Source organism: Sulfurovum sp. TSL1, from assembly GCF_019972135.1.
Lineage (GTDB): Bacteria > Campylobacterota > Campylobacteria > Campylobacterales > Sulfurovaceae > Sulfurovum.
Genome location: NZ_BPFI01000001.1, coordinates 1,151,423 through 1,175,491 on the forward strand (window position 1 = coordinate 1,151,423; position 24,069 = coordinate 1,175,491).

Consider the following 24,069-nt stretch of genomic DNA (forward strand, 5'->3'; position numbering starts at 1 on the left):
ATTTAGTTTTACGCCTCTGGCATACCGAATTTTTGTGTCATTAACTCACCTTCATCGTTGAAATAAAGATAATAGAGTTTATCTTTGGTCACGGAGAGCCCGGCAAGATAGCGTAATGCCAGATTTGCCTGCAGAGATCCGATGTGCATTACAATAGGTGCAGTGATACCGCCGGGTTTGTGGTCAGAAATATTGAACACTTGAAAATTTGCCTGATCAAAGAAACAGACCTGCCCGTTAAACTCTTCAACACTTGCATAGATCCAAGGTGTCTGTGTTGCTTTGGCATGTTTGTCTATTTCACTTCTTACAGGAAGATTATCTGTGGCATCCAGTATGAGATCATACGTGTTTCCCAACGCTTTGAACGCATCAAAAGCCATATCAAACGCGCGTGCTTTGACAAAAGGATTTTTAGACTCTATCAGTGTAGCTATAGTCTTGGCTTTGTTTTTTCCTTCATCTTCAAGTGTAAATGCTATTTGTCTATGGATATTATGATTTGAAACCGTATCGAAATCCACCATATGTATCTCACCGATACCTGAAGTACCCAGCGCCATCGCCAAAGTAGATCCCAAACCGCCAGAACCGATGATAGCTATCTTTTTATTTTGCAGTGATTTTTGTGTCGCCTCGCCCCATAACTGTATCTGTCTGTTAAAGTATTGTTCCGGTGTCATATCAAATCCTTTTTATACATTTTTATCAAACTGTTTCTCTTGGCAAGAAAGAACTACTTCATTCTTAATTGCAACTCTTTCTCAAAGGCCCATGCTTTTCTATGTTCCAGCACTTCCCTTTTATCTATCATCTCAACCAGCATGGACTCTTTGTCTTCCAGCATCATCTCTATTTCACCCTCTGGAGAGACGAGCATGGTGTCACCATAAAATTTCCATTTGACTTCATTGTCACTGTATTCACCTAAACGGTTTGCCCTAAGGATGTAACATCCGTGTAAAAAGGCTTTGGTTTTGATGATCTCTCTCCAACGGTTATGAGAACCGAATGTTGAAGCGGTAGGAAGCAGTACAAGATCGATCTTTTTTTCAGTCGCTCTTTGCCAGAAATGGTCAAAGTGTAGTTCAAATCCGGCCATCATCATCACTCTGAATCCTTTGATATTGAATGTCATAGGATCTTTCAGTGAGTCGACAGGGTTGGAAAAAAACTTCTTTTCATTCCAATGTGCATAAGGAAGAAGGATCTGCTGCTCATAATATCGTGTGGTCTTGGGCGTGATCTTCACAATGGTTTTATGATATCCATCTTTTTTCGTGACAATGATAGGTGCGACAAAAACAATATCATATTTTTCTGCAAGACTTTTAAGAAGTTCTGTATGTTTACGCGTCTGTTCTTTCACCATATTGGGTGACATTGTGGCAAACTCTTTAAAAAAATGGTTCAGCACATACTCACCAAGAAGCATCACCTCTGCATTTCTCTGCTTGGCCTGTTTGAGATAAAATTCAAGTCTTGTTGCATTCATACCCAATGTCGGTAATTGGAGTGCAGCTACAACAAGTTGTGCCATTACAGAGTATCTCCAGTATTTTGATTGGCCTGTTCTATCACTGTGATCTTCGTTTTGGCCTCTTCTATCAGTGTTTGTGCCTCTTTGATATTTTTCAATCCCTCTTCATACAGCTTGACAGACTCTTCAAGTGTGATCTCGGGGTTCATCAGTTTTTCAAGCAATTCTTTGGAATATTCTAATTTTTCTTCAAATGTTTCATGTTTCATATTATGCCTTTCTCCTTTCAGCTAAGCAAAGCTCAACTGAAATTCCTCTCACTTCTAGTCCAACAGACTGATGCATGGAAATCACTAAATGATTTCTCGTAAAAGCTTCATTTATCAATTCAGACAATTTCATTGTAATACCTCCTTGATATGGTCTTCAAATTTATCTAATTCTACCAAAAAGGCATCATGTCCATAACTGCTCTGAACTTCAAGATAAGTATGCTTTTGTCCATTACGCTCCATCATTTTGGCGATATGTTCCATTTCACAAGGGAAAAACAGATAATCAGTTGAAAAACTGATCAGATGCACATTGGCTTTAATACGTAAGATAGCCTCATGCAAAGAGTCATATCCACGGCTTAAATTAAAGGTATTGATCGCTTTGACTATATATAGATAAGAAAGCGGATCAAATATACGTGAGAAATTATTGGTATTGTACTCCATGTATCTCTCCACTTCATAACGTCCGAAGAGTTCAAAAAGTCCATCATTATTAACATAGTCACGTCCAAACTTCTTATCCATAGAGTCCGGTGCCAGGTAAGAGATGTGCCCTGCGATGCGCCCTATAGCCAACCCATCCAGTCCCTCTTCTTGAAAGGCACCTCTTTCATAGTTACCGTGCTTAAATCGTGGGTCTCTACGTATCGCTTCTACAGCCACCTTGTTAAATGCTATGGTCCAGGGCCGTGTAGCGTACGTAGCGGCAAGTGAAATGATATCATCGGAAAAGTTCGGGTAGTCCACCGCGAATTGCAATGCCTGCATACCTCCCATAGAACCACCTACTATCGCACGTACATGGTAGATACCCAACTGCGAAAGAAGATGCATCTGTGCACGTACCATATCTTTAATGGTCACGACCGGAAAACGAAGTCTATAAGGATCTTCACTGGGATAATTGTTACTCATAGGCCCTGTCGAGCCAAAACATGAACCTATCACATTGGTACAGATCACAAAAAATTTGCGGGTATCGATCGCTTTACCGTCACCGATCAATCCGTCCCACCAGCCAGCCTTTCGCTCACCTTCATAGGTCCCTGCTGCATGATGGGAACCACTCAAGGCATGACAGACTAAAATAACATTGGACTTATCTTCATTTAACGCTCCGTATGTCTCATAGGCGATCTCATACGGTTCTAAGATACGCCCACTCTCTAAGTAGAGAGGAGAGCTAAATTGTGCTGTTTTAGTTGTGATTTCCATAGACTGCTTTTTATTTATAGAACATTTTTGGCTAAAACCAAGAAGCTACACCGTCTCGATAGCATACCCAAGGGTATAGACTGGTAATAACTTCAACTCTTGGCCCATGCGACTGGGGTCACATACAAGCACAATGTCCATTCATTATATTATTTTGTCGTATTTTATCTAATTTGCGCTTTATAACTATCCAAGTGCTTTTGCCAAATCATCTATAAGGTCTTGTGTATCTTCTATCCCTACGCTCAGTCGTACTAAACCTCCAGGCACACCAGCCTCTTCAAGCTCCTTGGCTGAAAGCTGCTGGTGTGTTGTACTCGCAGGATGCGTGATGATCGACTTACTGTCTCCGATGTTCACTACCACTGCAAATATCTCCGTTGCATCTGCGATACTCTGCGCCAACTCTTTACTCTCTACTTCAAACGAAAGAAGACCACTTGCCATCCCCTCTTTAAAGTACTTTTGAACCAGTGGATTTTGGGCACTGGACTTTAGACCCGGGTAATTTACCTTTTTTACTTTTGGATGTGCTTCCAAGAACTCTGCTATAGCCAATGCAGAACTGGAATGCTGTTTCATTCGTAGTGGCAGAGTTTCAAGACCTTGAATATGTAACCATGAGTTAAATGGACTTGGCGCACCACCAAGATCACGTAAAAGTGCCAAACGTACTCTAAGTGTAAAAAGTGGAAGAGGTACATCACTGTACACGAGTCCATGATAACTTGCATCCGGCTCATTAAAGTGAGCGTAACGTGCATTCCCCTTGATCTTTTCTACTAGATTCTCACGCTCAATAATAATACCACCGAGTGCCAACCCTTGTCCCGTCGTATATTTACTGGTACTGTGTACTGACAAGTCTACACCCTGTGCTATTGGCTTACATAACACGGGAGTTGCAACCGTATTGTCCACACAAGTCAAAATACCATGCTTGTCGGCAATAGCCACGATAGCATCAAAATCAGCCACATCAATACTCGGATTTGTAATACTCTCAAAAAGTATGATCTTTGTTCTCTCATCTACCAATGCTTCGATCTCTGAAGGATTTCTCACATCAAAGTAACGTGTCTCAATACCAAAACGTTTGATCGTATGTCCGGTAAGTGTCGTTGTTCCACCATATACTTGTTTTGCAACGATGATATTATCACCCGCTTCAGCCACGTTTGCGATAGCGTAAAAAATAGCCGACATTCCAGATGCAGTCCCGATCGCAGCCGCTCCACCTTCCAGTGCCGCAAAACGTTTTTCAAAGACATCCGTAGTAGGATTCATAAGACGTGTATAGATATTTCCAAGCTCTTTTAGTGCGAAGAGATTCGCTGCATGTTCCGTATCTCTAAACTCATACGCTGTACTTTGGTAAATAGGTACTGCCATAGTCCCTTGTGCATCTTTTTCATATCCTGCATGGACGGCCAGTGTTTGTTCGTGCATTACAATTCCTTATTTCATTATATAGGTAAATTATAGCTTGTGCTTGCTTGAAGAGAGGATTAATTGGAAGAAAAGATATCGTATTTATGGACGAAAGGAATCCCCGTATCACATACGGGGAGTATGATGAGAATCTTTAAGAAGAATAGTTTGGAGATTCTTTGGTGATCGTTACATCATGCACATGACTCTCTTTAAGCCCGGCAGAGGTAATTTCAACAAATTCCGCTTTTTCCCAGAATACTTTGATCGATTCCGAACCGCAGTATCCCATCGATGAACGGAGTCCACCTACCATTTGGTGTACAACATCGGCAATGCGTCCTCTGTAAGGCACACGTCCTTCGATCCCTTCGGGTACAAGTTTATCTGCAGCTGTACCTTCCTGGAAGTAACGGTCTGTACTTCCTTTGGTCATCGCACCGATACTTCCCATACCTCTATACTCTTTAAACTGTCTTCCGTTAAAGAGTATCATATCACCCGGTGCTTCATAGGTTCCCGCAAGGGCAGAACCCAACATTACCGAGCTGGCACCTACAGCCAAAGCCTTTGCAACATCTCCAGAATATTTGATACCCCCATCAGCGACCACAGGTACACCCGCTTTGTTTGCAACCTGTGCCACTTCATCAATCGCAGAGATCTGAGGTACACCCACACCTGCAACGACACGAGTCGTACAGATTGACCCCGGTCCGATACCCACTTTAACAGCATCAGCACCTGCATCGATAAGATCTTGTGCAGCTGCCCCAGTTGCAATATTCCCTGCAATCACATCGACATCAAGTGTTTTTTTAATGAGTTTAAGTGTATCGATGATACCTTGTGAATGCCCGTGTGCCGAATCAAGTACGATCACATCTACCCCAGCTTCTACCAGTGCAGTCGCACGATCAAGCTGACCTACACCGATCGCTGCACCTACCCTTAAACGTCCATGCTGATCTTTATTTGCATTAGGGAACTTCTCTTTTTTCTCGATATCTTTAATGGTCACAAGACCCTGAAGTACGCCATTGTCATCGATGATAGGCAGTTTTTCTATCTTATGCTGTTGAAGTACCTTTGCTGCTTCCTCCAGAGTGATACCTACTTTTGCCGTTACCAAAGGTGCCTTTGTCATGACATCGGAAATTTTCAAACTCATATCAGTGATAAAACGCATATCACGGTTTGTGATGATCCCTATAAGTTTCAACTCATCATCCACTACAGGTACACCGGAGATCTTATATTCGCCCATCAATGCATCCGCATCTGCCACTGTCTTATCGGGACCTATGAATATTGGGTCAATGATAATACCGCTCTCAGACTTCTTTACTTTCATGATTTGCTTTGCCTGTGTTGCTATGTCCATATTTTTATGAATGATCCCGATACCACCCAGGTGTGCCATAGCGATCGCTGCTTTGTACTCAGTTACGGTATCCATCGCTGCAGAAACGATAGGTGTATTCAATGTGACACGTTTGGTCAAGTTACTTTTTAAACAAACTTCTTTAGGAAGCACAACTGAATGTTGTGGTACTAGTAATACATCTTCAAATGTCAATGCTCTTTTTTTAATTCTCATTTTTTTATTTCCTTCGTTTATTTAATATAGTTTACAGCTTTTTCCATGCTTGCGGCACCGTCAAAAAGTGTTTTTTCGTTAAAAGCTTTAGCAATGAGTTGCAACCCTATAGGCATTCCCTCATCATTTTTAGCAACAGGCAGTGAAATGGCAGGAAGTCCTGCAAGATTGATCGCGATGGTATACATATCGCTCTTGTACATTTCGAGCGGGTCTTCAGACGCACCTATCTTCGGTGCGACCGATGGTGCAACGGGTGAAAGGATAAGATCTGCCTCCTCAAAAATAGCATTGAACTCATCTCTGATAAGGTGTCTTACTTTTTGTGCTTTGACATAGTACGCATCATAATATCCTGATGAAAGTACAAAGTTTCCAAGCAGGATACGTCTTTTCACCTCTTCCCCAAACCCTTCGGACCGTGTATGGTAGAAAAGTTCTTCCGTAGTTTTTGATTCCGCCCTTGTTCCATAACGTACCCCGTCAAAACGGGCAAGGTTGGTTGCCGCTTCTGCCGTAGCCAAAATATAATAGGTTGCGATATCATACTTTGTGTTTTGCATATTTCTATGTACGATGGTATGGCCGGCTTCTTCCAGTGCCTTGACTGTCTGGGCATAGGCTTTTTGTGTATCTTCATCTGCTTCAGAGATGTAGTTGTCGATCACGGCGATCGTCAGTTTTACATCCGGATCGATGTGATTGGCAATATCTTCTATCTCAAAATCTGCTGAAGTCGAATCTTTTTCATCATGTCCTTTGATCGCATCATACAAGATCGCCGCATCTTCCACATTCTGCGTGATAGGGCCTATCTGGTCCAAAGAAGAGGCATAGGCTGCCAGACCAAAACGGCTTACTCTTCCATAGGTAGGTTTCATCCCCACGACCCCACAGTAGGCTGCAGGCTGTCTGATAGACCCGCCTGTATCTGAACCCAGTGCAGCAATAGCGATCCCCCCGGCAACAGCTGCTGCTGATCCACCCGAAGATCCCCCAGGTACACGGTCTGTACCATGCGGGTTCTTCGTAGGTCCATAAAAAGAGCTTTCAGTCGTTGAACCCATGGCGAACTCATCCATATTGGCTCTACCGAATGCCATCATCCCTTTAGATTTAAGGTTCGTGATAGCCGTAGCTTCGTAAGGTGCAATATACCCCTGAAGAATTTTAGAACCAGAGGTCACAGACCACTCTTTGACCTGAATGTTATCTTTAATAAGGATCGGTACACCCTCACCTGAACTTTCAAACCCTACATAGGCATTGAGTCCACTCTCTTTGGCTTTGACTTCAAGTTGAGCTCTTATCTCTTCTAATTCTTCATTAGATTTTGTTAGCGCTTCTTTAAGAGTTATCACGACTTGCTTCCTTTTCTCTTATAATATTCTACTATTGCCAGACCTATCCCCACCAATCCAAAGATAAAAACGATCGAACCAATGATCACTTCTATCTGTATGGGTTGAGACATATCAAACATTAGGCAACTTCTCCATTACCAACGACATTCTCACATCTTTCACAGGCACACGTATCACTGCTGCTTGTAAATCTCCAACATCTTGGACATTTTGATGCCGTGGCTTTATGTACAGTAAATGTTTTTCCTTCAACTTCAAATGAAGCGACCTGTTCACCCTCACTGCTTGATTTCATTGCCGATACTACAAACCAGTCTTCCAGGTCCTTGCTGTCTTTGATGTCAAATGTACTTATATCTCCTGCGATCTCCACTTCAAGTGTAGATTTCATCAATTTCTCTTTTTTAAGTTTGTCTACAGCTTCAGAGAACTTTTCACGTGCCGTGATAAGGATGCTATCATCAAAACTCGATTCAACTTCAGGTACTGCAACATACACGAGGTCAAATACATTTTCCATATCACCTTTGAAAAGTGCCGGTGCGTATTCCAGGATCTCATCTGCTGTATAGGTCAATACCGGAGCCACGATGCCCAACATCGCTTTGGCAATATGTGCCATGGCAGACTGTGTGGCCCTTCTGACAGGATCATTTTTATCTTCACAATAGAGTCTGTCTTTGGTAATATCCATATAGATACCTGATAGCTCATTGGTAATGAAGTGGTTCAATGTTGCAAATCCTCTAAGGAAATCATAGGCATCAAATGAGTTTTTGACCGATGCAAATACCTTTGCTGCCTTTGTTAGGATCCATCTGTCCAATTCCCCATAGGCATCATGGGCCACATAGGTTTCAAGGTCATCCACATTCGCAAGGAGGAACCGGAAGGTATTTCTTATCTTTCTATACTGTTCGGCCGTCTGTTTCAAAATATTGTCAGAGATCTTCAAGTCTGACTGATAATCAGAAAGTGCTACCCACAGTCTTAGAATTTCCGAACCATACTCTTTGACGACTTTGTCCGGAGCAACAACGTTACCTTTGGACTTAGACATCTTCTCACCCTTCTCATCCACAGTAAAGCCATGCGTGATCAGCGTTTTATAAGGGGAAACTCCATTCACAGCTGATGAAAGCAATAACGAAGACTGGAACCACCCTCTATGCTGGTCGCTTCCTTCGATGTACAGGGAGGCAGGGTATTCACCCGCATCATAATTACCGCTTTTGATCACCGAATTCCAAGTTGAACCCGAGTCAAACCATACATCCAGGATATCATCGATCTTTTCGAGATCATCGGCGTTATAGCCTGAATTCTCAGGAAGAAGCGCTTCGATACTCATAGAGTACCAGGCATCTGCACCCTGTACATCAAAAAGTGATGCTATATGGTCCAAAACATTTGCATCAAAGATCACTTCTTTGGTACTCTTGTTTCTGAAGAACGCAATAGGCACTCCCCAGGAACGCTGACGGGAAATACACCAGTCAGGTCTGCCCTCTATCATAGGTTTGAGACGGTTTTTAGATGTCTTAGGATAAAAGTCCACCCCCTCAATCGCATGAAGTGCTGTATCTCTAAGAGACTCTTTAGCCCCTTTAGCAGTATCATCTATGGAGATGAACCATTGGTTCGTTGCTCTATAGATCAGCGGCTTTTTTGTTCTCCAACAGTGTGGGTATGAGTGAACGAATTTACTCTGCTTCAGCAATGCATCACCCAGGATCTCCAAGATAGGCTCATTGGCTTTAAAGATATGCATCCCTACAAACGCGTCTGGATCAGGAAGAAGATGCAAGCCTTTGACACTCTCATCATAACATCCGCGCTCATCAACAGGCATGATCACTTCAAGGCCATACTTCAGTCCAACTTTGTAGTCATCTTCACCATGTCCAGGCGCTGTATGTACACATCCGGTACCGCCATCCATCAATACATGGTCACCGAGGATCACTTTAGAGGTACGACCGTTTACAGGGTTGATCGCCAAAAGATTTTCCATCTCTTTGGCTGCGATCTTTCTGCTTGCATGTCCGGAGACCACACCCTCTTCAATCATCGCTTCATAACGTGCCTCTGCTACGATATGGCCATCATCGGTCAAAACATACATCTCTTCAGGATTCAGAGAGATACCTGTATTTGCCGGCAGTGTCCAAGGCGTTGTTGTCCAGATCACAAGACCGGCTTTACCTTCAACTCCCAACTTCTCTTTGGCTGCATCACTGAGTTCAAAGTGTACATAGATAGAGTAATCTTCTTTATCTTCATACTCCACTTCTGCATCAGCAAGTGCTGTTCTTGCAGCCCATGACCAGAAAATAGGTTTGTGTCTTTCGACCAAGAGACCTTTTTGTGCGACTTCGCAAAGTGTTCTATAAATGTTTGCTTCAAATTTAAAATCCATTGTGACATAAGGATTTTCCCAGTCTGCAATGACACCCAAAGCTTTAAATCCGTCTCTTTGTATATCCACAAATTTTTCAGCATGTGCACGACAAAGTTCTCTGAACTTCTCTGTAGGCATTGCTTCTTTCTTCTCTTTACCCAGTTTCTCTTCAACTTTCTGCTCGATCGGTAAACCGTGACAATCCCAACCCGGAGTCATACGCACCGCTTTGCCTTGGAAATAATTATATTTTAAAATGATATCTTTGAGTATTTTGTTCAGTGCATGTCCAATGTGAATATCACCGTTGGCATACGGAGGTCCATCATGCAGTGTAAACATTTCAGCACCCGCACGTTTTGTTTTCATCTGTTCATAAATATCGGCATCAAACCATGCATTATACTTTTTAGGTTCATTGTTTGGAAGATTTCCACGCATCGGAAAATCGGTTTTTGGGAGGAGAAGTGTGTCTTTAAAATCCATGTTTGATAATACCCTTAGTCTTATATTATCCCGTGATTATACCTAAAAGAGCATTAGAAGCTACTTTTGGTACAATTATCTTATGAAAAATATCCAATACCTAGTAGAAAAAATTATTCGAAAATTGGCAAAAGAGGGAGAGACGATCTCTTTTGCAGAAAGCTGTACAGGGGGTCGTATCGCTGCAGCCTTTACATCCATATCAGGTGCTTCAGAGGTTCTCCACGGCTCATGCGTCACATACTCGAACAATATCAAACATCTTTGGCTGGGAGTGAGTAATGAAATACTTGAAAAACAAGGTGCAGTGAGTCGGGAGTGTGTCTCTCAGATGCTAGATGGCATACAGAAGATGGCAAGTTCTGACTATGCTATAGCTGTTTCCGGCATAGCAGGCCCCACCGGCGGTACAGAATTCAAACCTGTGGGCACCGTATATATAGGGTTGAAAACACCTTTTTCCAAAGAGGTGTATCATTGTCACTTTAAGGGTTCAAGAGATGCAGTGCAAGAAGAATCTACCCTTTTTGCTATCGAGAAATTGGCCGAAGTCTTGGAAATTTAAAAACATTTCCCATAATTCTCTTGACAATCAAAGGTTTCTGAGCTATAATTCCGTCCACTTATTCAAGAAGTGAGTGCAAAAAACGTGTGACCTTTTAGCTCAGTTGGTAGAGCAACTCCCTTTTAAGGAGTGGGCCCATGGTTCGAATCCATGAAGGGTCACCACTATTATTTTTTATCGGTGCGGTGGTAGTTCAGTTGGTTAGAATACCTGCCTGTCACGCAGGGGGTCGCGAGTTCGAGTCTCGTCCACCGCGCCATAACTTTAAAGCAGACTTCAGCAGTCGGCTTATAAAACAAAGTTCCATTTTATGACCTTTTAGCTCAGTTGGTAGAGCAACTCCCTTTTAAGGAGTGGGCCCATGGTTCGAATCCATGAAGGGTCACCACTATATACAATGTTTGGTCGCTTAGCTCAGTTGGTAGAGCGCTACCCTTACAAGGTAGATGTCACAAGTTCGAGTCTTGTAGCGACCACCATTTTTGACAATTTATGTTTATGGTTCTTGATGACCCTTTCATCTAGTGGCCAAGGATATTACGTTTTCAACGTAAAAACAGAGGTTCAAATCCTTTAGGGGTCGCCATTCTGTCCAAATAAACATTCAAGCATTGGTCGCTTAGCTCAGTTGGTAGAGCGCTACCCTTACAAGGTAGATGTCACAAGTTCGAGTCTTGTAGCGACCACCATGTACATTTAAGCAAATTGATGTACAATTCTTTTCAACCATTTAGTTGGTTTAGGTGCGGTGGTAGTTCAGTTGGTTAGAATACCTGCCTGTCACGCAGGGGGTCGCGAGTTCGAGTCTCGTCCACCGCGCCATTTTTTCAAAAAAATCATTCTTTTTTCAATATAAAATAATCTTCAATAAGATAATCATACACACATTGCAAAACTTCTTATTTTTATTGAAATTCTAAGACAAAAGACAATTTATGATGTACGATAGTTGTATTGCACTTTTTTCTTTTGGGTTCGTTTTCTCTTTTGTTGCAATAACAAAAAAGAAAAGGAATGAAAGAACAAGTTAAAAGATAATTAGGAGTAGATATTCCCACAAACTATGCAGGAATCAAGAGAAGCAAAAATGATTAATCTCTAAGTCTGATACGCACAGACTCCTCATGCGCAGTCAACCCTTCCGTATTTGCGATCATTGCACACGCACCGCCGATCTCCTGCATCCCTTCCTTACTCATAGAGATAATAGAGGATTTTTTCAAGAAGTGTTCTACACTTAAAGGAGAATAGAATTTCGCTGTTCCACCGGTAGGCAGTGTGTGGTTTGGTCCTGCCACATAGTCACCTATCGGTTCTGGTGTATTTTCACCCAGGAAGATGGCACCTGCATGTTTGATCTTATCCAGCAACGACATTGGATCAAGCGTGATCACTTCTAAGTGCTCAGGAGCGATCTCATTCATCAGCTCGATCGCCTCATCCATATCTTGGGTCACGATAATGGCACCTCTCTCCTCTATTGACTTTCTGGCTATCTCTTCACGTGAAAGTGTTCCAAGGAACTCTTCTACCTTGTCACTGACCCTGTTCGCAAGTTCTCCATCGGTGGTAATGAGGATAGAACTTGCCATTTCGTCATGTTCTGCCTGTGAAAGAAGATCAATGGCGATGTAGTCTTCCCTTGCACTCTCATCTGCAAGTATCCCTATCTCCGATGGTCCAGCGATCATGTCTATGTTCACTTCGCCATAGACCAGTTTTTTGGCCGTAGCCACGAAAATATTTCCAGGACCGGTAATGACATCCACTTTAGGTATGGTCTCTGTTCCGTACGCCATCGCACCGATCGCAGAAGCACCTCCCACTTTAAAGACCTTCGTCACTTTACAAAGGTGACAAGCAGCCAGTAACAGTTCATTAATCTCATCATCTGGTGTAGGCGTACATACGACTATCTCTTCCACTCCCGCTACCTGTGCAGGGATCACATTCATAAGCAGTGAACTTGGGTAGGCAGCTTTTCCACCAGGAATGTAAAGTCCTGCTCTATCGACTGCAGTGACCTTTTGTCCCAGGATCGTTCCATTGGCTTCTTTGTCCATCCATGTTTTTGGCATCAGTTTTTGGTGATACCTTTCTATACGGTCATACGCAAGGTGCAGGGCATCACGAAGTTCAGGATCTATGGCATCATAAGCTTTTGCCATCTCTTCTGTAGAGACCAAGAGGGCATCATCATTTGCCGGTTCCCATCTGTCAAACTTCGCTATCTGGCTTTTTACTGCGCTGTTACCTTCAGTTTGTATCTCTTTAAGTAACCCGGACACGATGCTTGTCACACCCTCTATGTCCATTTTACCACGCTGAAGCAATTCATCAAAATTTGCGTCAAATGTATCGTCACTACTGTAAAATATTTTCACAATATATCCTTATCTAACTCTTTATATTTTCGTTCATATCTCGGGAGCATACTCTCATTGCCTAACACGCCACCTTGATGGATGTAGAGTGTAGGTATGGAAAAGACCTCAGGATGTGCAAGTAAAACTCTCCATCCAAGGGGGTCATAGAGAAGGTCAAACTCCACTCCCGTTTGTTGTTGTAATTTTAGCCAAATTTTATAATTTTCTTTATAAAGTTTGGCAAAATGGTGTTTTTTCTCCAAACTCAAGATCACTGGATGAACATTCTCATCCTGTTCCAACGCAAAAAACTGTTTTTTGAGATAGTGCTCATCTCCTACACAGGCTGTCGTATAGACCCTGTTTGAAGGAAGATATTTTTGTAAAAAAAGTGCCGTTGTCCCGGTCCCGGAGGGTAGAAATATATTTAATGCTGTTATATCATGCTCTTCTTGCCATGAAACGATCTCTTCAGCCAACGCCCGTAGTCCAAACGCTGCCTCTTTTTGCCGTCCGCCCTCTTCTATAAAAAGCACATTCTTGGGATAGCTGGAAGCAATGCTCTCTTTTTCGATGATCTTCATGCCATTATCCAGTGCAGCCTTGTAATTGCCATGAGGGTGCACCTTTAAATAGTCAGCGATATGGTCTACACCATACTCAAACTCCCATCCTTTCCTCTTTGCCAATACAGAGAGTGAGTACATGGTATTAGACTGTGCAGAACCATAAGAGACAAGCGTATTGACACCGGGAAAGTCGTGTTGAAGAAAATAGTAGAATTTTCGTGCTTTGTTGCCAGAGAAATCAGAGTCTATCAGATCATCCCGTTTCAGATAAAAATGATGATCGTCAAAAGTGATCGATTGGATCGGAGAGGGAAAATGTAATGTTTTCATGTGTAGATTCCCGGGTAGAACCCCGGGATAATGAACATACTATTAGTTTCTGTTTAAGCAGTTAAGGTCATCAAATGCTCTTTCAAGTCTCACAACAGTTGACTCTTCTGCAGCACGTAACCATTTTCTTGGATCATAATACTTTTTGTTCGGTTTATCTTCACCCTCAGGGTTACCGATCTGTCCCTGCAGGTAATCATGATACTTAGCCACATAGTTACGTACACCATCCCAGAACGACCACTGGGTATCCGTATCTATGTTCATTTTAACCACACCGTAACTGATCGCTTCTCTGATGTCAGAGAGTTCAGAGCCTGAACCGCCGTGGAAGACAAAATTTACAGGTTTTTTGGCGGTATTGTACTTCTCTTCGATATAGGTTTGGGAATTATCAAGGATCTTAGGGGTAAGTGAAACGTTCCCCGGTTTATACACCCCATGTACATTTCCAAAAGAAGCGGCGATCGTGAACTTGTCAGAGATCTTTGAGAGTTCTTCATACGCATAGGCTACCTCTTCAGGCTGCGTATAGAGCAATGCATTATCGACATGGGTATTATCAACCCCATCTTCTTCTCCGCCTGTTACACCGAGCTCTATCTCCAGTGTCATGCCTATCTTGGACATACGCTCCAAATAGACTTTACACGTAGCGATATTCTCTTCTATCGGCTCTTCAGAGAGATCTAACATATGAGAAGAGAAAAGAGGTACACCATGTACCTTGTAGTGTGCTTCACTTGCATCCAGCAGCGCATCTATCCAAGGCAGAAGTGGTCTTGCTGCATGGTCCGTGTGAAGTACAACAGGTATACCATAAGCTTTAGCGACCGTATGCACATGCTGTGCGCCTGAGATACACCCTAATATAGCTGCTTCATCTGATGGAAGTCCTTTACCTGCATAGTATGCACCACCACCATTTGAGAACTGGACCATTACGGGAGAATTTACTTTCTTTGCAGCTTCAAGTACAGCATTCACAGAAGGGGTGCTCACCACATTCACCGCAGGTAAAGCAAACCCCTCCTCTTTTGCAATTTTAAACAACTTTTGAAGGTCATCCCCTGTCACTACACCTGCTGGTACAACATCTAAAACTTTTGTAGACATTTAATTTCCCTTTTATGAAATTATTTTATTTTGATGTTTGCATTTTTCATCAATTGACTTACAACTTTTTCCTGTGCAAGTTGCATCTTGATATTATTTTTCACTGCCTCAAATGCCGGAATAGTTTGTGTACTTTTTGCTTTTTCTGCTGCTGTTTTCATTTTATTATAGGCTTCTTGGGCTTCTATGTCCGTCACTTCGGTTGTTGACATTTTTTTCTGCATCCAGTAACCTGAAAGTGCAGCTTCTTTTTCTTTATCGGTTAAAGATTTTTTTGATTCTGCCGCTACCAATTTAGCCGGAGCCATCATATTAATCAGTTGTTGTTTCTCATCAGCTGTAAGTTTTTCCCACGTCTTCGTACCTTTTGTAATTGTATTCAGGGCACTGTTTGCTTCTTCAACAGTGATCGTCATACCATTGACTGTACCTGCAGCCGTTGCAGCTACTGCATGATGTGTGGTGAATGCCAGTGTAAGACCTAATATAACAAGAGTTTTTTTCATTCTCTATTTCCTTTTGTATAATGTGGTGTGTATTCTACCTAATATTTGCCAATTACTCATTAATAAACATTTTTACAAAACTTCTATCTTTGCATCTTTTACAAGTTTATCGACCAGGGTCTTCTCAATGATCTGGATTTTCAATTTATCCTTAACACTTTCAAATGATGGGATGTTTTGGGTGGCGTTATGCTCTTTAGCCTGTTGCTTTAACTGATCATATACTCTCAAGGCCTCTTCATCCGTGACATTGATCTTACGTGCTTCTTTTTGCATCCATGTACGTGTATAGACTGCCTGTTTCTCTTCTTCGGTCAACTCTTTTTCTGCTGCATCCAACACGATGATAGGAAGTGCCAGCTCCTGTATGAGACGTGAACGTTGTTCCGGGGGCAAATGATCAAAATCGGTCACTTTGCCCTGTGTACGCTCTTGAAGATAACTATCCGCCTCTTTTTTGATGATCTTATGCCCGTTGACCGTAGCGATCATTGCTTTAGAAGATCTTGTTTTTGGCTGTTTAGGCTTCGCATCCAGGTTGATATTACCCAGGTCCACTATCCCTGATGTCTCTTTGGTATTTAACATATCTGTTAAACTGTTTTTTAAATCATCTGCAGAGACTGAAGTGATCATTAAAGCAAACGATACCCCTACCCCCATAAAAATTTTTGTCATACTCTTTTCCCTGTTCTAATGGCTGAAATTACTATTTGGTTGCGTTTACTTCTTCTGTCATATCGACAATTTTGGCTTTACTTTTAAGTTCTTTTGCAACTTCTTTAATTTTAACAGTAAACTGCTGTTGCTTGAGTAAAGCAATGATATTCTCTTTCACTTTCTCATAAGACGCCGGTTTCGCCTCTGTCTTACTTTCAAGATAGATCACATGGTAACCGAACTGTGTTTTGACAGGTTTTGTCGTGATTTGACCTTTTTCCAGTGCCAAAGCTGCTTTTGAAAATTCCGGAACCAATCTGTCTTCTGTTGCAGTACCAAGATCTCCCCCATTGGGTGCAGTAGGTCCTGTAGATTTGGCTTTAGCCAATTCAATGAACTTGGTTTTGAGTGCCTCACCTTTCAGTGGCTTGAGCGTATCAATAATATCTTGTGCATCTTTTTCATTCTCAAGTAATATATGTCTTGCATGCATCGAAGCTTTTTCCATGAATTTTTCAGCGTTCTTATCATAAAATGCTTTTGCTTCACTCTCACTTACAATGGCATTATCCAACTGCTCTTTCATCCACATGTTTACCAAAAGTTCATCTCTGATCTTTTCCATGTTTCTTTTAAATTCAGGTTTTTTATCTATACCTTCCTGTGCTGCAAGTTCTGTAAAAAGGACTTTTTCCACTAGTCTCTCTGTAACCATTTTTTTCTCAGCAGGAGCAAGGTCCATAAAGTTTGCCTGAGGGGCAGAGGCAGATACAAATGCTTGTGCATCCTGCTTAGTGATATTTTTACCGTTGACTGTTACAAGTATGTCTGACGCCACTACTGATGTTGCCATGACAGCCACAGCAAGCAGTGAAATTTTTGCTAGTTTTAACATTTCGAATTATCCTTAAGTACTTAAATTTATCCAAGAAGTATATACCTCTTGGGTAAATCATTTATTAATGTGCTACTATTCTATTTACTATTTTATTAGAGGAAGGCAATGAAGTATGGCAAAAGTCAAAAAAGCAACCAAAAAAGAGATAGAAGAGATAAAAAGTATCTTTCTTGAACACTATCCTGATTCTGTCACTGAATTAGAGTATCGTAATCTTTTTGAACTGCTCATTGCGGTCATGCTCTCTGCCCAGTGTACAGATAAACGTGTGAATATCATTACCCCTGCTCTTTTCGAAGCCTATCCCGACCCGGTATCTCTTGCCAATGCCGACCTGGATGAAGTCAAATCGTACATCAATACCTGTTCATTTTTCAACAACAAAGCCAAAAATCTCATCAAAATGGCACAGAGTGTCGTAGAACATTATGGGAATGAAGTGCCACTGGAGCGTGATGAACTGGTCAAGCTTGCAGGCGTGGGTCAAAAAACAGCCAATGTCGTCATGATAGAGTATGCCGGTGCCAATCTTATGGCTGTAGATACCCATGTATTCAGGGTCGCGCACCGTTTAGGGCTCTCTGATGCCAAAACCGCTGTCAAATGTGAAGAGGAGTTAAGTAAAAAGTTTAAAACAGACCTACATCTGCTCCATCAGGCGATGGTACTCTTTGGACGCTACAGATGTAAAGCGGTCAAACCCGAGTGTGAAGGCTGCTTTATGGAGGCCCATTGCAAAACAAAACAAACCTTTAAAGTGTAAGGATTCTCTTAGTACTTCTGTAATTCAATCTCTTTTCTGCTCTTCATTCACCGATCTTATGATCCGTTTCACTACCTCAAACGTACGTTCAACGGATTCCAGGTCGACCATCTCTCTTGTAGAGTGCGGATACCGTATGGTTGGACCGATGGAAGCAAACTTCATGGCAGGATATTTCTCTGCGATGACACCACACTCAAGTCCTGCATGTATCGCCATCATCTTTGTTTTACCGAACACCGACCGCATCTCTTGACTGACAAGATTGGTAAAATCACTGACATCGGGTTTCCATGCGGGGTATTTATCTTCAAGTTTTACGTTAAAACCGTAAGCGTTAAAAAATGCTAATGTTTCTTTTGAAATATCTTCCAGCTTTAGCGCATCCATTGCACGTGCACTGGTTTCCACAAGAAGCCCACCTTTCTCATCTGCGGTGATAATGGCCAGGTTGATACTGACATCAGGAATGCCCAGCGCCTCATTTTGTGCATGTACACCATGCTTGAATTGATGTATCATCTCTATGGTTTGAGCGCCCTCACGCAATACTTTCGGTCTTTCCGTCAGTTCACGTACCTTCACCAACTCTGTGTTCTCCAACTTCAATGCACTGCGTACAATGGCCACTGCATTTGCCGGAATAGAATTTCGACGTTCTCCTGCATAGATACTTGCCAATTGTGTGATCTGGTGTTCATGTAAATACTCACCCAGTACTTTGATCGCAGAAGGAATGCCTTTATCGATATCTACACCGGAGTGTCCACCGACCAGTCCTTTGACAGCCACTTCATAGCAATCGCCACTTCCGTCCACATAACTGTCTTGTTTGGTGGCTGTAATATCGACACCGCCTGCACACCCGATATAGACCTCTGCTTCATCCTCACTGTCTAGGTTTAACATGTAGGGGCTCTGAAGATCAAAGGAGACTTGATTGGCCCCTATGAGTCCGACCTCTTCGTCAGCCGTGAACAGAAATTCCAACTCTTGGCCTTCATCCATAAGCTGCATCATCATTGCTATGGCCATACCGTTGTCTGCACCTAGGGAAGCATCTTTGGCTTTCATCCAGCCATCTTCTATATAGGTTTCCAGGATAGGTGCCTTGCCCATGCAGACCATGTCATAATGTGCCTGAAGACAGAGTGCCGGTCTGCCTTTTGAGATGAAAATATTTTTAATGTCGTCTACTTCAACGTCATACCCTCTTTCTTTAGCAAACGTAACCAAAAATTCCAATAACCTGTCTGCTATTTTACTGCAGTGCGGGATCTGTGTGAGGGTTTGAAAATGTTCGATGATAGATGACATATATACTCTTTTTTCCAAATTATAGTAAAATCACATAAAAAAACAGGGAGTATGCATGGAACATTTCTTTACCTGTCCCTACTGTTGGGAACGTATCTCCATGGTACTGGACTATTCCGAGGAAGAAAGTGAATATATAGAAGACTGTGAAGTATGCTGTCGCCCCATAGAACTTCATTTCAGGTTTTCCGGGAAAGAGTTGGTGAGTTTTGAAGCGAGAAGAATGGAAGGGATCTAATCCTCATCTTCCAGCTTTTCAAAACGGGGTATGCAGAGCCCCTCTACCTCAACTTTTTCTATGAACATCTCATACGGACGCACCCATGTTCCTTGATCTCCATATAATGCCTTATAGACCACCATCCACTCCTTGGTCTCTGAGTGTTGTGCTGTCATAAAGACCTCATAAAGATTTCCTTTATAATGTCTGTAGACTCCTTTTTCCAATTTCATTTTAGATCTCCTTCTCTTCCGCTATGGATATTAGTCTATAGAATTTTCATTAAAGATACTATAATATACTTATGATTATAGATTTACGCAAAAGGATACAAAATGAAAAAATGGCGTTTGGATTTTAGAATATGGCACTGGGTACATGCAACAGTCATTTTGGGCCTGTTAGGCACTGTATTTTTACGCAAAACCTTTTTAAGCTGGAGAACGAACTCTGAACTTCTGACACAAAAACTTTCAGAGATCAACATTGAGGTCACCTCAGATCAGGCGAAAACACTTGCTACCGCCATCCGTGCACCCATGTGGGAGTGGCACATCATCTTAGGGTATGCGCTCGCAGTTTTAGTCGTATGGCGACTACTGCTCTTTTTTACCCCAAGTGGAAAAACAAACTACCAGAACTTCAAAGAAAAGACGCTCTATAAAAAAACGGTCGCCCTAAGTTATATCGTTTTCTATGCTGTCCTTCTCTTTATGGCCATTACAGGATTGACCATCCATTTTTATGAAGCACTCTCTCTTACTAAAGATACGGCCCATGACATCAAAGAGCTGCATGAACTTGTCTACAATGCCGTACTGATCTTTGTACCTTTACATATCATCGGGGTCATTGTTGCTGAGAGCAGAGATGAAAAAGGGATCATTTCAGATATGATCCACGGAGGGGCGTAAAACCTGTCCGTTTTTAACAGGACCTAATAGAGGAGCTGAACCCATAAACAATAAAGTCCTAAAACCCTATAATGAATAATAGGTTGCACCTTTATGGTGTACCACCAGTGCAGTCGTGCTCTGTTCCGGGACTATCTGGAATGTCTCAGAGAGTTCTATGCCGAACTCTTCAGGTTTTAACATATCAAACAACTCTCTACTCTGTTCAAGGTCAGGACATGCCGGGTACCCGAACGAGTATCTCGCACCCTGGTAACGGTTCATACGTACATCACGTAACGTATTGCCTTCATCTTCGGCAGTGATATTCAGATCCAAACGTATCTGTTTGTGCACGACTTCAGCCAATGCCTCAGCAAGTTCAACAGAGAGCCCGTGTACCATATTATACTCCAGGTATTTTCCTGCATCGTAAAGCTCTTTTTCATAGGCACTGAACTTGGCTCCGGCACTGACACAGGTCAGAGCGATGACATCATGTCTGTCATGTCTGAAAAAGTCAGAAAGTGCACGGTGCGGCTTCCTTCCCTGTCTTGGGAAAGAGAACTTGGTGACTGCCCTGCCGATGACCTTGTCCAAAGGCTCTCGGTTGGCATTTGCATCGACATTCCACCCTTCACTCTCATCGAACAAGTACAATTCCTGATCCTCGCTCCTGCAAGGATAATATCCGTAGATGATCGTCGGCTCGAACAGGTCTTTTTCGATAAACTCTTTTTTCAAACGTTCAAAAGCAGGATAGACCGTCTCATCTATGAGCTTTTGATAGACTTCTTTATCCATACCTTTACTCTTATAGCCCCAGTGCATCTTAAAGACAGAACGCGTATTGATCCACTCGTAGATCACAGAGAGATCCAAGTCCCCCTTTTGAAGTACTCTTCTTCCCCAGAATGGCGGTGTGGGTATCTCCACTTTCTCAGGCATCTCTATCTCTTCGAACGGTGGTATCACCACCTCTTTTTTTACTTTTTCCTGACGCTCTTCCATATCTCCGGCCAGACGCGTGTCCAACCCTACGGAATTATCTTCATTGAACTTCTCTATACGGCTCATCGCGATCACCCCGTCAAATGCATCACGACAGTAGAATATAGGGCCTTTGTAGATAGGTCTACAGAAATCATCGACAAAAGAGCGTGTGAGTGCTGCCCCGCCTAAGAGTACCGGAATTTCCATACCCATCTCGGCCATCGTTTCAAGATTCTCTTTCATCACCGCTGTGGACTTCACTAGAAGACCGCTCATTCCTATGGCCTGTATCGATTGTTTCTCTACAATGTCGAGATACTCCTGCAGTTCCGTTTTGATGCCCACATTGACCACTTTAAATCCGTTGTTCGAAAGGATAATGTCCACAAGGTTTTTACCCACATCATGAACATCCCCTTTGACCGTACCGATGACCAGTGTGGTATCCGTCTCTTTTTCCTGTTTGGTCAAATAAGGATTGAGGTAGTCTACCGTTGCTTTCATCGTTTCGGCACTCTGCAGTACAAAAGGAAGCTGCATCTGTCCTGAACCAAAGAGTTCACCCACCACTTTCATCGCATCAATAAGGATCTCATTGACTATCACATCGGGGTGTATCTCGTGACGTGCCTCCTCCACAAGCGGCAGCATCCTTTCTTTGTCACCATCCATAAGAAGTTTTTTAATCTTCTCTTCATGACTCATAGCCTCATAAGCTTCATCTGCACCCTCATCTTCTACCACAGCATCTGCAAAATGGTCGATGAATTTAAACAATGATTTCTCATCCGGTGTAAAAAGCAACTCTTCACAAATCGCAATGTCTTCTGCCGTCATTTTGGCCAGGGGAATAATGTGTTTCACATTGATGATCACAGAGGTCATACCTGCCTGTACACAATGATGCAAAAAGACTGAATTGAGGTAGAACCTCGCATGCTTTTCCAAACCGAATGAGATGTTTGAAAGGCCAAGCGTGGAACCTACCTCAGGATAGATCTCATGTATCTCTTTGATAGCTTCATAGGCATTCTTTCCAGCCAATCTGTCTTCTTCTTCACCTGTACCCACTGTAAAGGCCAACATATCGAACATAATGTTTTGAGGTTTCAGTCCATATTTGTTCACGGCAAGTTCATACATGCGTTTAGCCACCGCTACTTTCTTCTCTTTGCTCCTTGCCATCCCCTCTTCATCGATCACAAGGCAGACAAGTACAGCCCCAAACTTTTTGGCCAATTTACAGTAGGTTGCAAAGTTCTCTTCTCCATCTTCGAGGTTCGTGGAGTTGATGATAGGCTTTCCACCGATACACTTCAGCCCCTCTTCTATCGTATTGGGTCGTGTTGCATCCGGCATAAGAGGAAGCGGTATCTTCTGGTTATAGAGCTCCATGACCGCCCTCATATCCTTGGCCCCGTCACGTCCTGCAAACTCCACGTTGACATCAAGCATATGTGCCCCATCACGTACCTGTGCCTGACCTACGGTCAGTGTACCTTCATAGTCACTGGCCAAAATAAGCTCTCTGAATGCTTTTGATCCTGTCGCATTTGAACGCTCCCCTATGAGCAGTGGTGCCGGTTCCTGGAACAACTCTACACTATTGAACAAAGAAGCGACACTTGGCTTGATACTACCTGTAGGTTTTTTAGGGACTATCACTTCAACTGCTTTTTTGAGTGCCTGGATATGCTGTGGTGTTGTTCCGCAACATCCACCTAAAAAGCTTACACCGGCGTACCTTGTAAATTCCAATTGTTTTTCAGTAAATTCATCCGGTCCCATAGGATAGAAGGTATACCCCCCACGGTTCTGGGGCAAGCCTGCATTCGCATGCACTGAGATAGGTATCGCACAAAGTTCAGAGAGTGTTTTAAGGTGTTTTTTTACCTGGTCTGGCCCCGTACCGCAGTTAAATCCAAGTGATAAGATATCAAACGGTTCAAGTATTGTAACGATCGTCTCAACATTGGTACCTATAAGCATAGTTCCACTCAGTTCGATCGTAACGGATACCATAATAGGAAGCTGCACATCTCTCTCTTCATTTGCATCCTGACATGCATGCAATGCAGCTTTGATCTGCAGAGGATCCTGACAGGTTTCCAAAAGAAAAACATCACATCCGCCATCTATAAGTCCAAGTGCAACACATTTATACCCTTCATACATTTCATCATAATGGATATGCCCTAGAGAAGGAAGCTTTGTGCCCGGTCCTATCGAACCCAAGACAAACTTCGGTGACTTCTCTGTACCGTATTCGTTACAGATCTTCTTTACTATCTGAGCACCTTTTTTAGAAAGTTCATAGGCACGTTCACCCATCTGATACTCATCCAGTACCCAAGGCATCGTACCAAATGTGTTCGTCTTAAGTAGGTCAGCACCTGCCATAGCATAACGCTTATGGATACGCTCTATAAGTTCCGGTGCACTATGGTTAAGCAGTTCATTACATCCCTCTTGATCCACACCTTTATCATCTATCCATGCTTCGGAAGGAACTTTAAGGTCTTGTATCTGTGTACCCATTGCGCCATCGATGACGAGTATACGCTCTTGTAAAAGTGATTTGATTGTTTCTGTAATAGACAAAAAACGCCCCTTTATCA

At 42.6% G+C, this 24,069-nt stretch carries 23 protein-coding genes and 7 tRNA genes; 11 read left to right on the top strand and 19 right to left on the bottom strand.

Translation table 11 applies throughout. The features are described from left to right. Positions 1-8 precede the first annotated feature (8 nt). The 10 genes from LDM98_RS05620 to ileS all read right to left on the bottom strand — a co-directional run bounded on the left by LDM98_RS05620 (position 9) and on the right by ileS (position 10,255). A complete protein-coding gene (locus tag LDM98_RS05620) occupies positions 9-683 on the bottom strand; it encodes a HesA/MoeB/ThiF family protein (protein WP_223898361.1) in 675 nt (224 codons plus the stop codon). A gap of 53 nt (positions 684-736) precedes the next feature. Next, positions 737-1,540, bottom strand: a complete 804-nt coding sequence (locus LDM98_RS05625; RefSeq protein ID WP_223898362.1) for a carbon-nitrogen hydrolase family protein — start codon at positions 1,538-1,540, stop codon at positions 737-739. After that, complete coding sequence (gene xseB / locus LDM98_RS05630; protein WP_223898363.1) at positions 1,540-1,749, bottom strand: exodeoxyribonuclease VII small subunit; 210 nt, start codon at positions 1,747-1,749, stop codon at positions 1,540-1,542. The genes LDM98_RS05625 and xseB overlap by 1 nt, the downstream gene beginning before the upstream one ends. A 1-nt stretch (position 1,750) precedes the next feature. Then, the gene (locus LDM98_RS11775; protein WP_255593305.1) at positions 1,751-1,882 is read right to left on the bottom strand and encodes a hypothetical protein; all 132 of its coding nucleotides are present in this window, start codon (positions 1,880-1,882) and stop codon (positions 1,751-1,753) included. Beyond that, positions 1,879-2,973 carry a homoserine O-acetyltransferase gene (locus LDM98_RS05635; protein WP_223898364.1) on the bottom strand — a complete coding sequence of 365 codons (1,095 nt, stop codon included), beginning with the start codon at positions 2,971-2,973 and terminating at the stop codon, positions 1,879-1,881. The genes LDM98_RS11775 and LDM98_RS05635 overlap by 4 nt, the downstream gene beginning before the upstream one ends. Before the next feature lie 186 nt (positions 2,974-3,159). After that, the gene (locus tag LDM98_RS05640) at positions 3,160-4,422 is read right to left on the bottom strand and encodes an O-acetylhomoserine aminocarboxypropyltransferase/cysteine synthase family protein (RefSeq protein WP_223898365.1); all 1,263 of its coding nucleotides are present in this window, start codon (positions 4,420-4,422) and stop codon (positions 3,160-3,162) included. Between the two features lie 136 nt (positions 4,423-4,558). Beyond that, positions 4,559-6,004, bottom strand: a complete 1,446-nt coding sequence (gene guaB, locus LDM98_RS05645) for an IMP dehydrogenase (protein ID WP_223898366.1) — start codon at positions 6,002-6,004, stop codon at positions 4,559-4,561. Between the two features lie 17 nt (positions 6,005-6,021). After that, the gene (gatA, locus tag LDM98_RS05650; RefSeq protein ID WP_223898367.1) at positions 6,022-7,365 is read right to left on the bottom strand and encodes an Asp-tRNA(Asn)/Glu-tRNA(Gln) amidotransferase subunit GatA; all 1,344 of its coding nucleotides are present in this window, start codon (positions 7,363-7,365) and stop codon (positions 6,022-6,024) included. Beyond that, entirely contained in the window at positions 7,362-7,487 is a 126-nt protein-coding gene (locus tag LDM98_RS11780) for a hypothetical protein (RefSeq protein ID WP_255593307.1), read from the bottom strand. Before LDM98_RS11780 ends, gatA begins: the two co-directional genes overlap by 4 nt. Further along, positions 7,487-10,255 (bottom strand): isoleucine--tRNA ligase, encoded by a 2,769-nt coding sequence (gene ileS, locus LDM98_RS05655; protein ID WP_223898368.1) that lies wholly within the window; start codon positions 10,253-10,255, stop codon positions 7,487-7,489. Before ileS ends, LDM98_RS11780 begins: the two co-directional genes overlap by 1 nt. Before the next feature lie 82 nt (positions 10,256-10,337). On the opposite strand from ileS, the gene LDM98_RS05660 reads away from it, so the two are divergent. From LDM98_RS05660 to LDM98_RS05695, 8 genes are all read left to right on the top strand, one after another. Further along, complete coding sequence (locus LDM98_RS05660; protein ID WP_223898369.1) at positions 10,338-10,820, top strand: CinA family protein; 483 nt, start codon at positions 10,338-10,340, stop codon at positions 10,818-10,820. Positions 10,821-10,908: 88 nt separating this feature from the next. Then, a tRNA-Lys gene (locus tag LDM98_RS05665) sits at positions 10,909-10,984 on the top strand. An 18-nt stretch (positions 10,985-11,002) separates the two neighbouring features. Next, a tRNA-Asp gene (locus tag LDM98_RS05670) sits at positions 11,003-11,079 on the top strand. A gap of 53 nt (positions 11,080-11,132) precedes the next feature. Beyond that, positions 11,133-11,208: transfer RNA gene (locus LDM98_RS05675), tRNA-Lys, on the top strand. Positions 11,209-11,223: 15 nt separating this feature from the next. After that, a tRNA-Val gene (locus LDM98_RS05680) sits at positions 11,224-11,299 on the top strand. A 31-nt stretch (positions 11,300-11,330) separates the two neighbouring features. Further along, positions 11,331-11,406: transfer RNA gene (locus tag LDM98_RS05685), tRNA-Glu, on the top strand. A 27-nt stretch (positions 11,407-11,433) separates the two neighbouring features. Next, positions 11,434-11,509, top strand: a tRNA-Val gene (locus LDM98_RS05690). A gap of 56 nt (positions 11,510-11,565) precedes the next feature. Beyond that, positions 11,566-11,642: transfer RNA gene (locus LDM98_RS05695), tRNA-Asp, on the top strand. A 269-nt stretch (positions 11,643-11,911) separates the two neighbouring features. Here the strand turns inward: LDM98_RS05695 and hisD are convergent. From hisD to LDM98_RS05725, 6 genes are all read right to left on the bottom strand, one after another. After that, positions 11,912-13,204, bottom strand: coding sequence for a histidinol dehydrogenase (hisD, locus tag LDM98_RS05700; protein WP_223898370.1), 1,293 nt, complete (start codon positions 13,202-13,204; stop codon positions 11,912-11,914). After that, positions 13,201-14,085 carry a 1-aminocyclopropane-1-carboxylate deaminase/D-cysteine desulfhydrase gene (locus LDM98_RS05705; protein WP_223898371.1) on the bottom strand — a complete coding sequence of 295 codons (885 nt, stop codon included), beginning with the start codon at positions 14,083-14,085 and terminating at the stop codon, positions 13,201-13,203. Before LDM98_RS05705 ends, hisD begins: the two co-directional genes overlap by 4 nt. Positions 14,086-14,127: 42 nt before the next feature. Then, entirely contained in the window at positions 14,128-15,201 is a 1,074-nt protein-coding gene (gene fbaA, locus LDM98_RS05710) for a class II fructose-bisphosphate aldolase (RefSeq protein ID WP_223898372.1), read from the bottom strand. Positions 15,202-15,221: 20 nt separating this feature from the next. Next, positions 15,222-15,707: a hypothetical protein gene (locus LDM98_RS05715; protein ID WP_223898373.1), complete on the bottom strand. Its 486-nt coding sequence runs from the start codon at positions 15,705-15,707 to the stop codon at positions 15,222-15,224. Between the two features lie 72 nt (positions 15,708-15,779). Continuing rightward, positions 15,780-16,385 carry a hypothetical protein gene (locus LDM98_RS05720; protein WP_223898374.1) on the bottom strand — a complete coding sequence of 202 codons (606 nt, stop codon included), beginning with the start codon at positions 16,383-16,385 and terminating at the stop codon, positions 15,780-15,782. Between the two features lie 31 nt (positions 16,386-16,416). Then, positions 16,417-17,262: a peptidyl-prolyl cis-trans isomerase gene (locus LDM98_RS05725; RefSeq protein WP_223898375.1), complete on the bottom strand. Its 846-nt coding sequence runs from the start codon at positions 17,260-17,262 to the stop codon at positions 16,417-16,419. A gap of 115 nt (positions 17,263-17,377) precedes the next feature. On the opposite strand from LDM98_RS05725, the gene nth reads away from it, so the two are divergent. Further along, a complete protein-coding gene (nth, locus tag LDM98_RS05730; RefSeq protein ID WP_223898376.1) occupies positions 17,378-18,028 on the top strand; it encodes an endonuclease III in 651 nt (216 codons plus the stop codon). A 24-nt stretch (positions 18,029-18,052) separates the two neighbouring features. Here the strand turns inward: nth and LDM98_RS05735 are convergent, their stop codons facing one another. Further along, entirely contained in the window at positions 18,053-19,345 is a 1,293-nt protein-coding gene (locus LDM98_RS05735) for a M20/M25/M40 family metallo-hydrolase (protein ID WP_223898377.1), read from the bottom strand. A gap of 55 nt (positions 19,346-19,400) precedes the next feature. Here LDM98_RS05735 and LDM98_RS05740 point away from each other — a divergent pair, with 55 nt between their 5' ends. After that, positions 19,401-19,583: a CPXCG motif-containing cysteine-rich protein gene (locus LDM98_RS05740; RefSeq protein ID WP_223898378.1), complete on the top strand. Its 183-nt coding sequence runs from the start codon at positions 19,401-19,403 to the stop codon at positions 19,581-19,583. On the opposite strand, the gene LDM98_RS05745 is transcribed toward LDM98_RS05740, so the two are convergent. After that, positions 19,580-19,798: a DUF1653 domain-containing protein gene (locus tag LDM98_RS05745; RefSeq protein WP_223898379.1), complete on the bottom strand. Its 219-nt coding sequence runs from the start codon at positions 19,796-19,798 to the stop codon at positions 19,580-19,582. The two genes, LDM98_RS05740 and LDM98_RS05745, sit on opposite strands and share 4 nt — an antisense overlap. Before the next feature lie 102 nt (positions 19,799-19,900). On the opposite strand from LDM98_RS05745, the gene LDM98_RS05750 reads away from it, so the two are divergent. Beyond that, on the top strand, positions 19,901-20,479 hold the full coding sequence (locus LDM98_RS05750; RefSeq protein WP_223898380.1) for a cytochrome b/b6 domain-containing protein: 579 nt from the start codon (positions 19,901-19,903) through the stop codon (positions 20,477-20,479). A gap of 66 nt (positions 20,480-20,545) precedes the next feature. Here LDM98_RS05750 and metH read toward each other — a convergent pair whose 3' ends face one another. Beyond that, a complete protein-coding gene (gene metH / locus LDM98_RS05755; RefSeq protein WP_223898381.1) occupies positions 20,546-24,052 on the bottom strand; it encodes a methionine synthase in 3,507 nt (1,168 codons plus the stop codon). Positions 24,053-24,069 lie beyond the last annotated feature (17 nt).

Coding starts and splice junctions, on each gene's coding strand:
- LDM98_RS05620 (WP_223898361.1), bottom strand. CDS start 683: ATGACACCGGAACAATACTTTAACAGACAGATACAGTTATGGGGCGAG.
- LDM98_RS05625 (WP_223898362.1), bottom strand. CDS start 1,540: ATGGCACAACTTGTTGTAGCTGCACTCCAATTACCGACATTGGGTATG.
- xseB (WP_223898363.1), bottom strand. CDS start 1,749: ATGAAACATGAAACATTTGAAGAAAAATTAGAATATTCCAAAGAATTG.
- LDM98_RS11775 (WP_255593305.1), bottom strand. CDS start 1,882: ATGAAATTGTCTGAATTGATAAATGAAGCTTTTACGAGAAATCATTTA.
- LDM98_RS05635 (WP_223898364.1), bottom strand. CDS start 2,973: ATGGAAATCACAACTAAAACAGCACAATTTAGCTCTCCTCTCTACTTA.
- LDM98_RS05640 (WP_223898365.1), bottom strand. CDS start 4,422: ATGCACGAACAAACACTGGCCGTCCATGCAGGATATGAAAAAGATGCA.
- guaB (WP_223898366.1), bottom strand. CDS start 6,004: ATGAGAATTAAAAAAAGAGCATTGACATTTGAAGATGTATTACTAGTA.
- LDM98_RS11780 (WP_255593307.1), bottom strand. CDS start 7,487: ATGTTTGATATGTCTCAACCCATACAGATAGAAGTGATCATTGGTTCG.
- ileS (WP_223898368.1), bottom strand. CDS start 10,255: ATGGATTTTAAAGACACACTTCTCCTCCCAAAAACCGATTTTCCGATG.
- LDM98_RS05660 (WP_223898369.1), top strand. CDS start 10,338: ATGAAAAATATCCAATACCTAGTAGAAAAAATTATTCGAAAATTGGCA.
- LDM98_RS05705 (WP_223898371.1), bottom strand. CDS start 14,085: ATGAAAACATTACATTTTCCCTCTCCGATCCAATCGATCACTTTTGAC.
- fbaA (WP_223898372.1), bottom strand. CDS start 15,201: ATGTCTACAAAAGTTTTAGATGTTGTACCAGCAGGTGTAGTGACAGGG.
- LDM98_RS05715 (WP_223898373.1), bottom strand. CDS start 15,707: ATGAAAAAAACTCTTGTTATATTAGGTCTTACACTGGCATTCACCACA.
- LDM98_RS05720 (WP_223898374.1), bottom strand. CDS start 16,385: ATGACAAAAATTTTTATGGGGGTAGGGGTATCGTTTGCTTTAATGATC.
- LDM98_RS05725 (WP_223898375.1), bottom strand. CDS start 17,262: ATGTTAAAACTAGCAAAAATTTCACTGCTTGCTGTGGCTGTCATGGCA.
- nth (WP_223898376.1), top strand. CDS start 17,378: ATGGCAAAAGTCAAAAAAGCAACCAAAAAAGAGATAGAAGAGATAAAA.
- LDM98_RS05735 (WP_223898377.1), bottom strand. CDS start 19,345: ATGTCATCTATCATCGAACATTTTCAAACCCTCACACAGATCCCGCAC.
- LDM98_RS05740 (WP_223898378.1), top strand. CDS start 19,401: ATGGAACATTTCTTTACCTGTCCCTACTGTTGGGAACGTATCTCCATG.
- LDM98_RS05745 (WP_223898379.1), bottom strand. CDS start 19,798: ATGAAATTGGAAAAAGGAGTCTACAGACATTATAAAGGAAATCTTTAT.
- LDM98_RS05750 (WP_223898380.1), top strand. CDS start 19,901: ATGAAAAAATGGCGTTTGGATTTTAGAATATGGCACTGGGTACATGCA.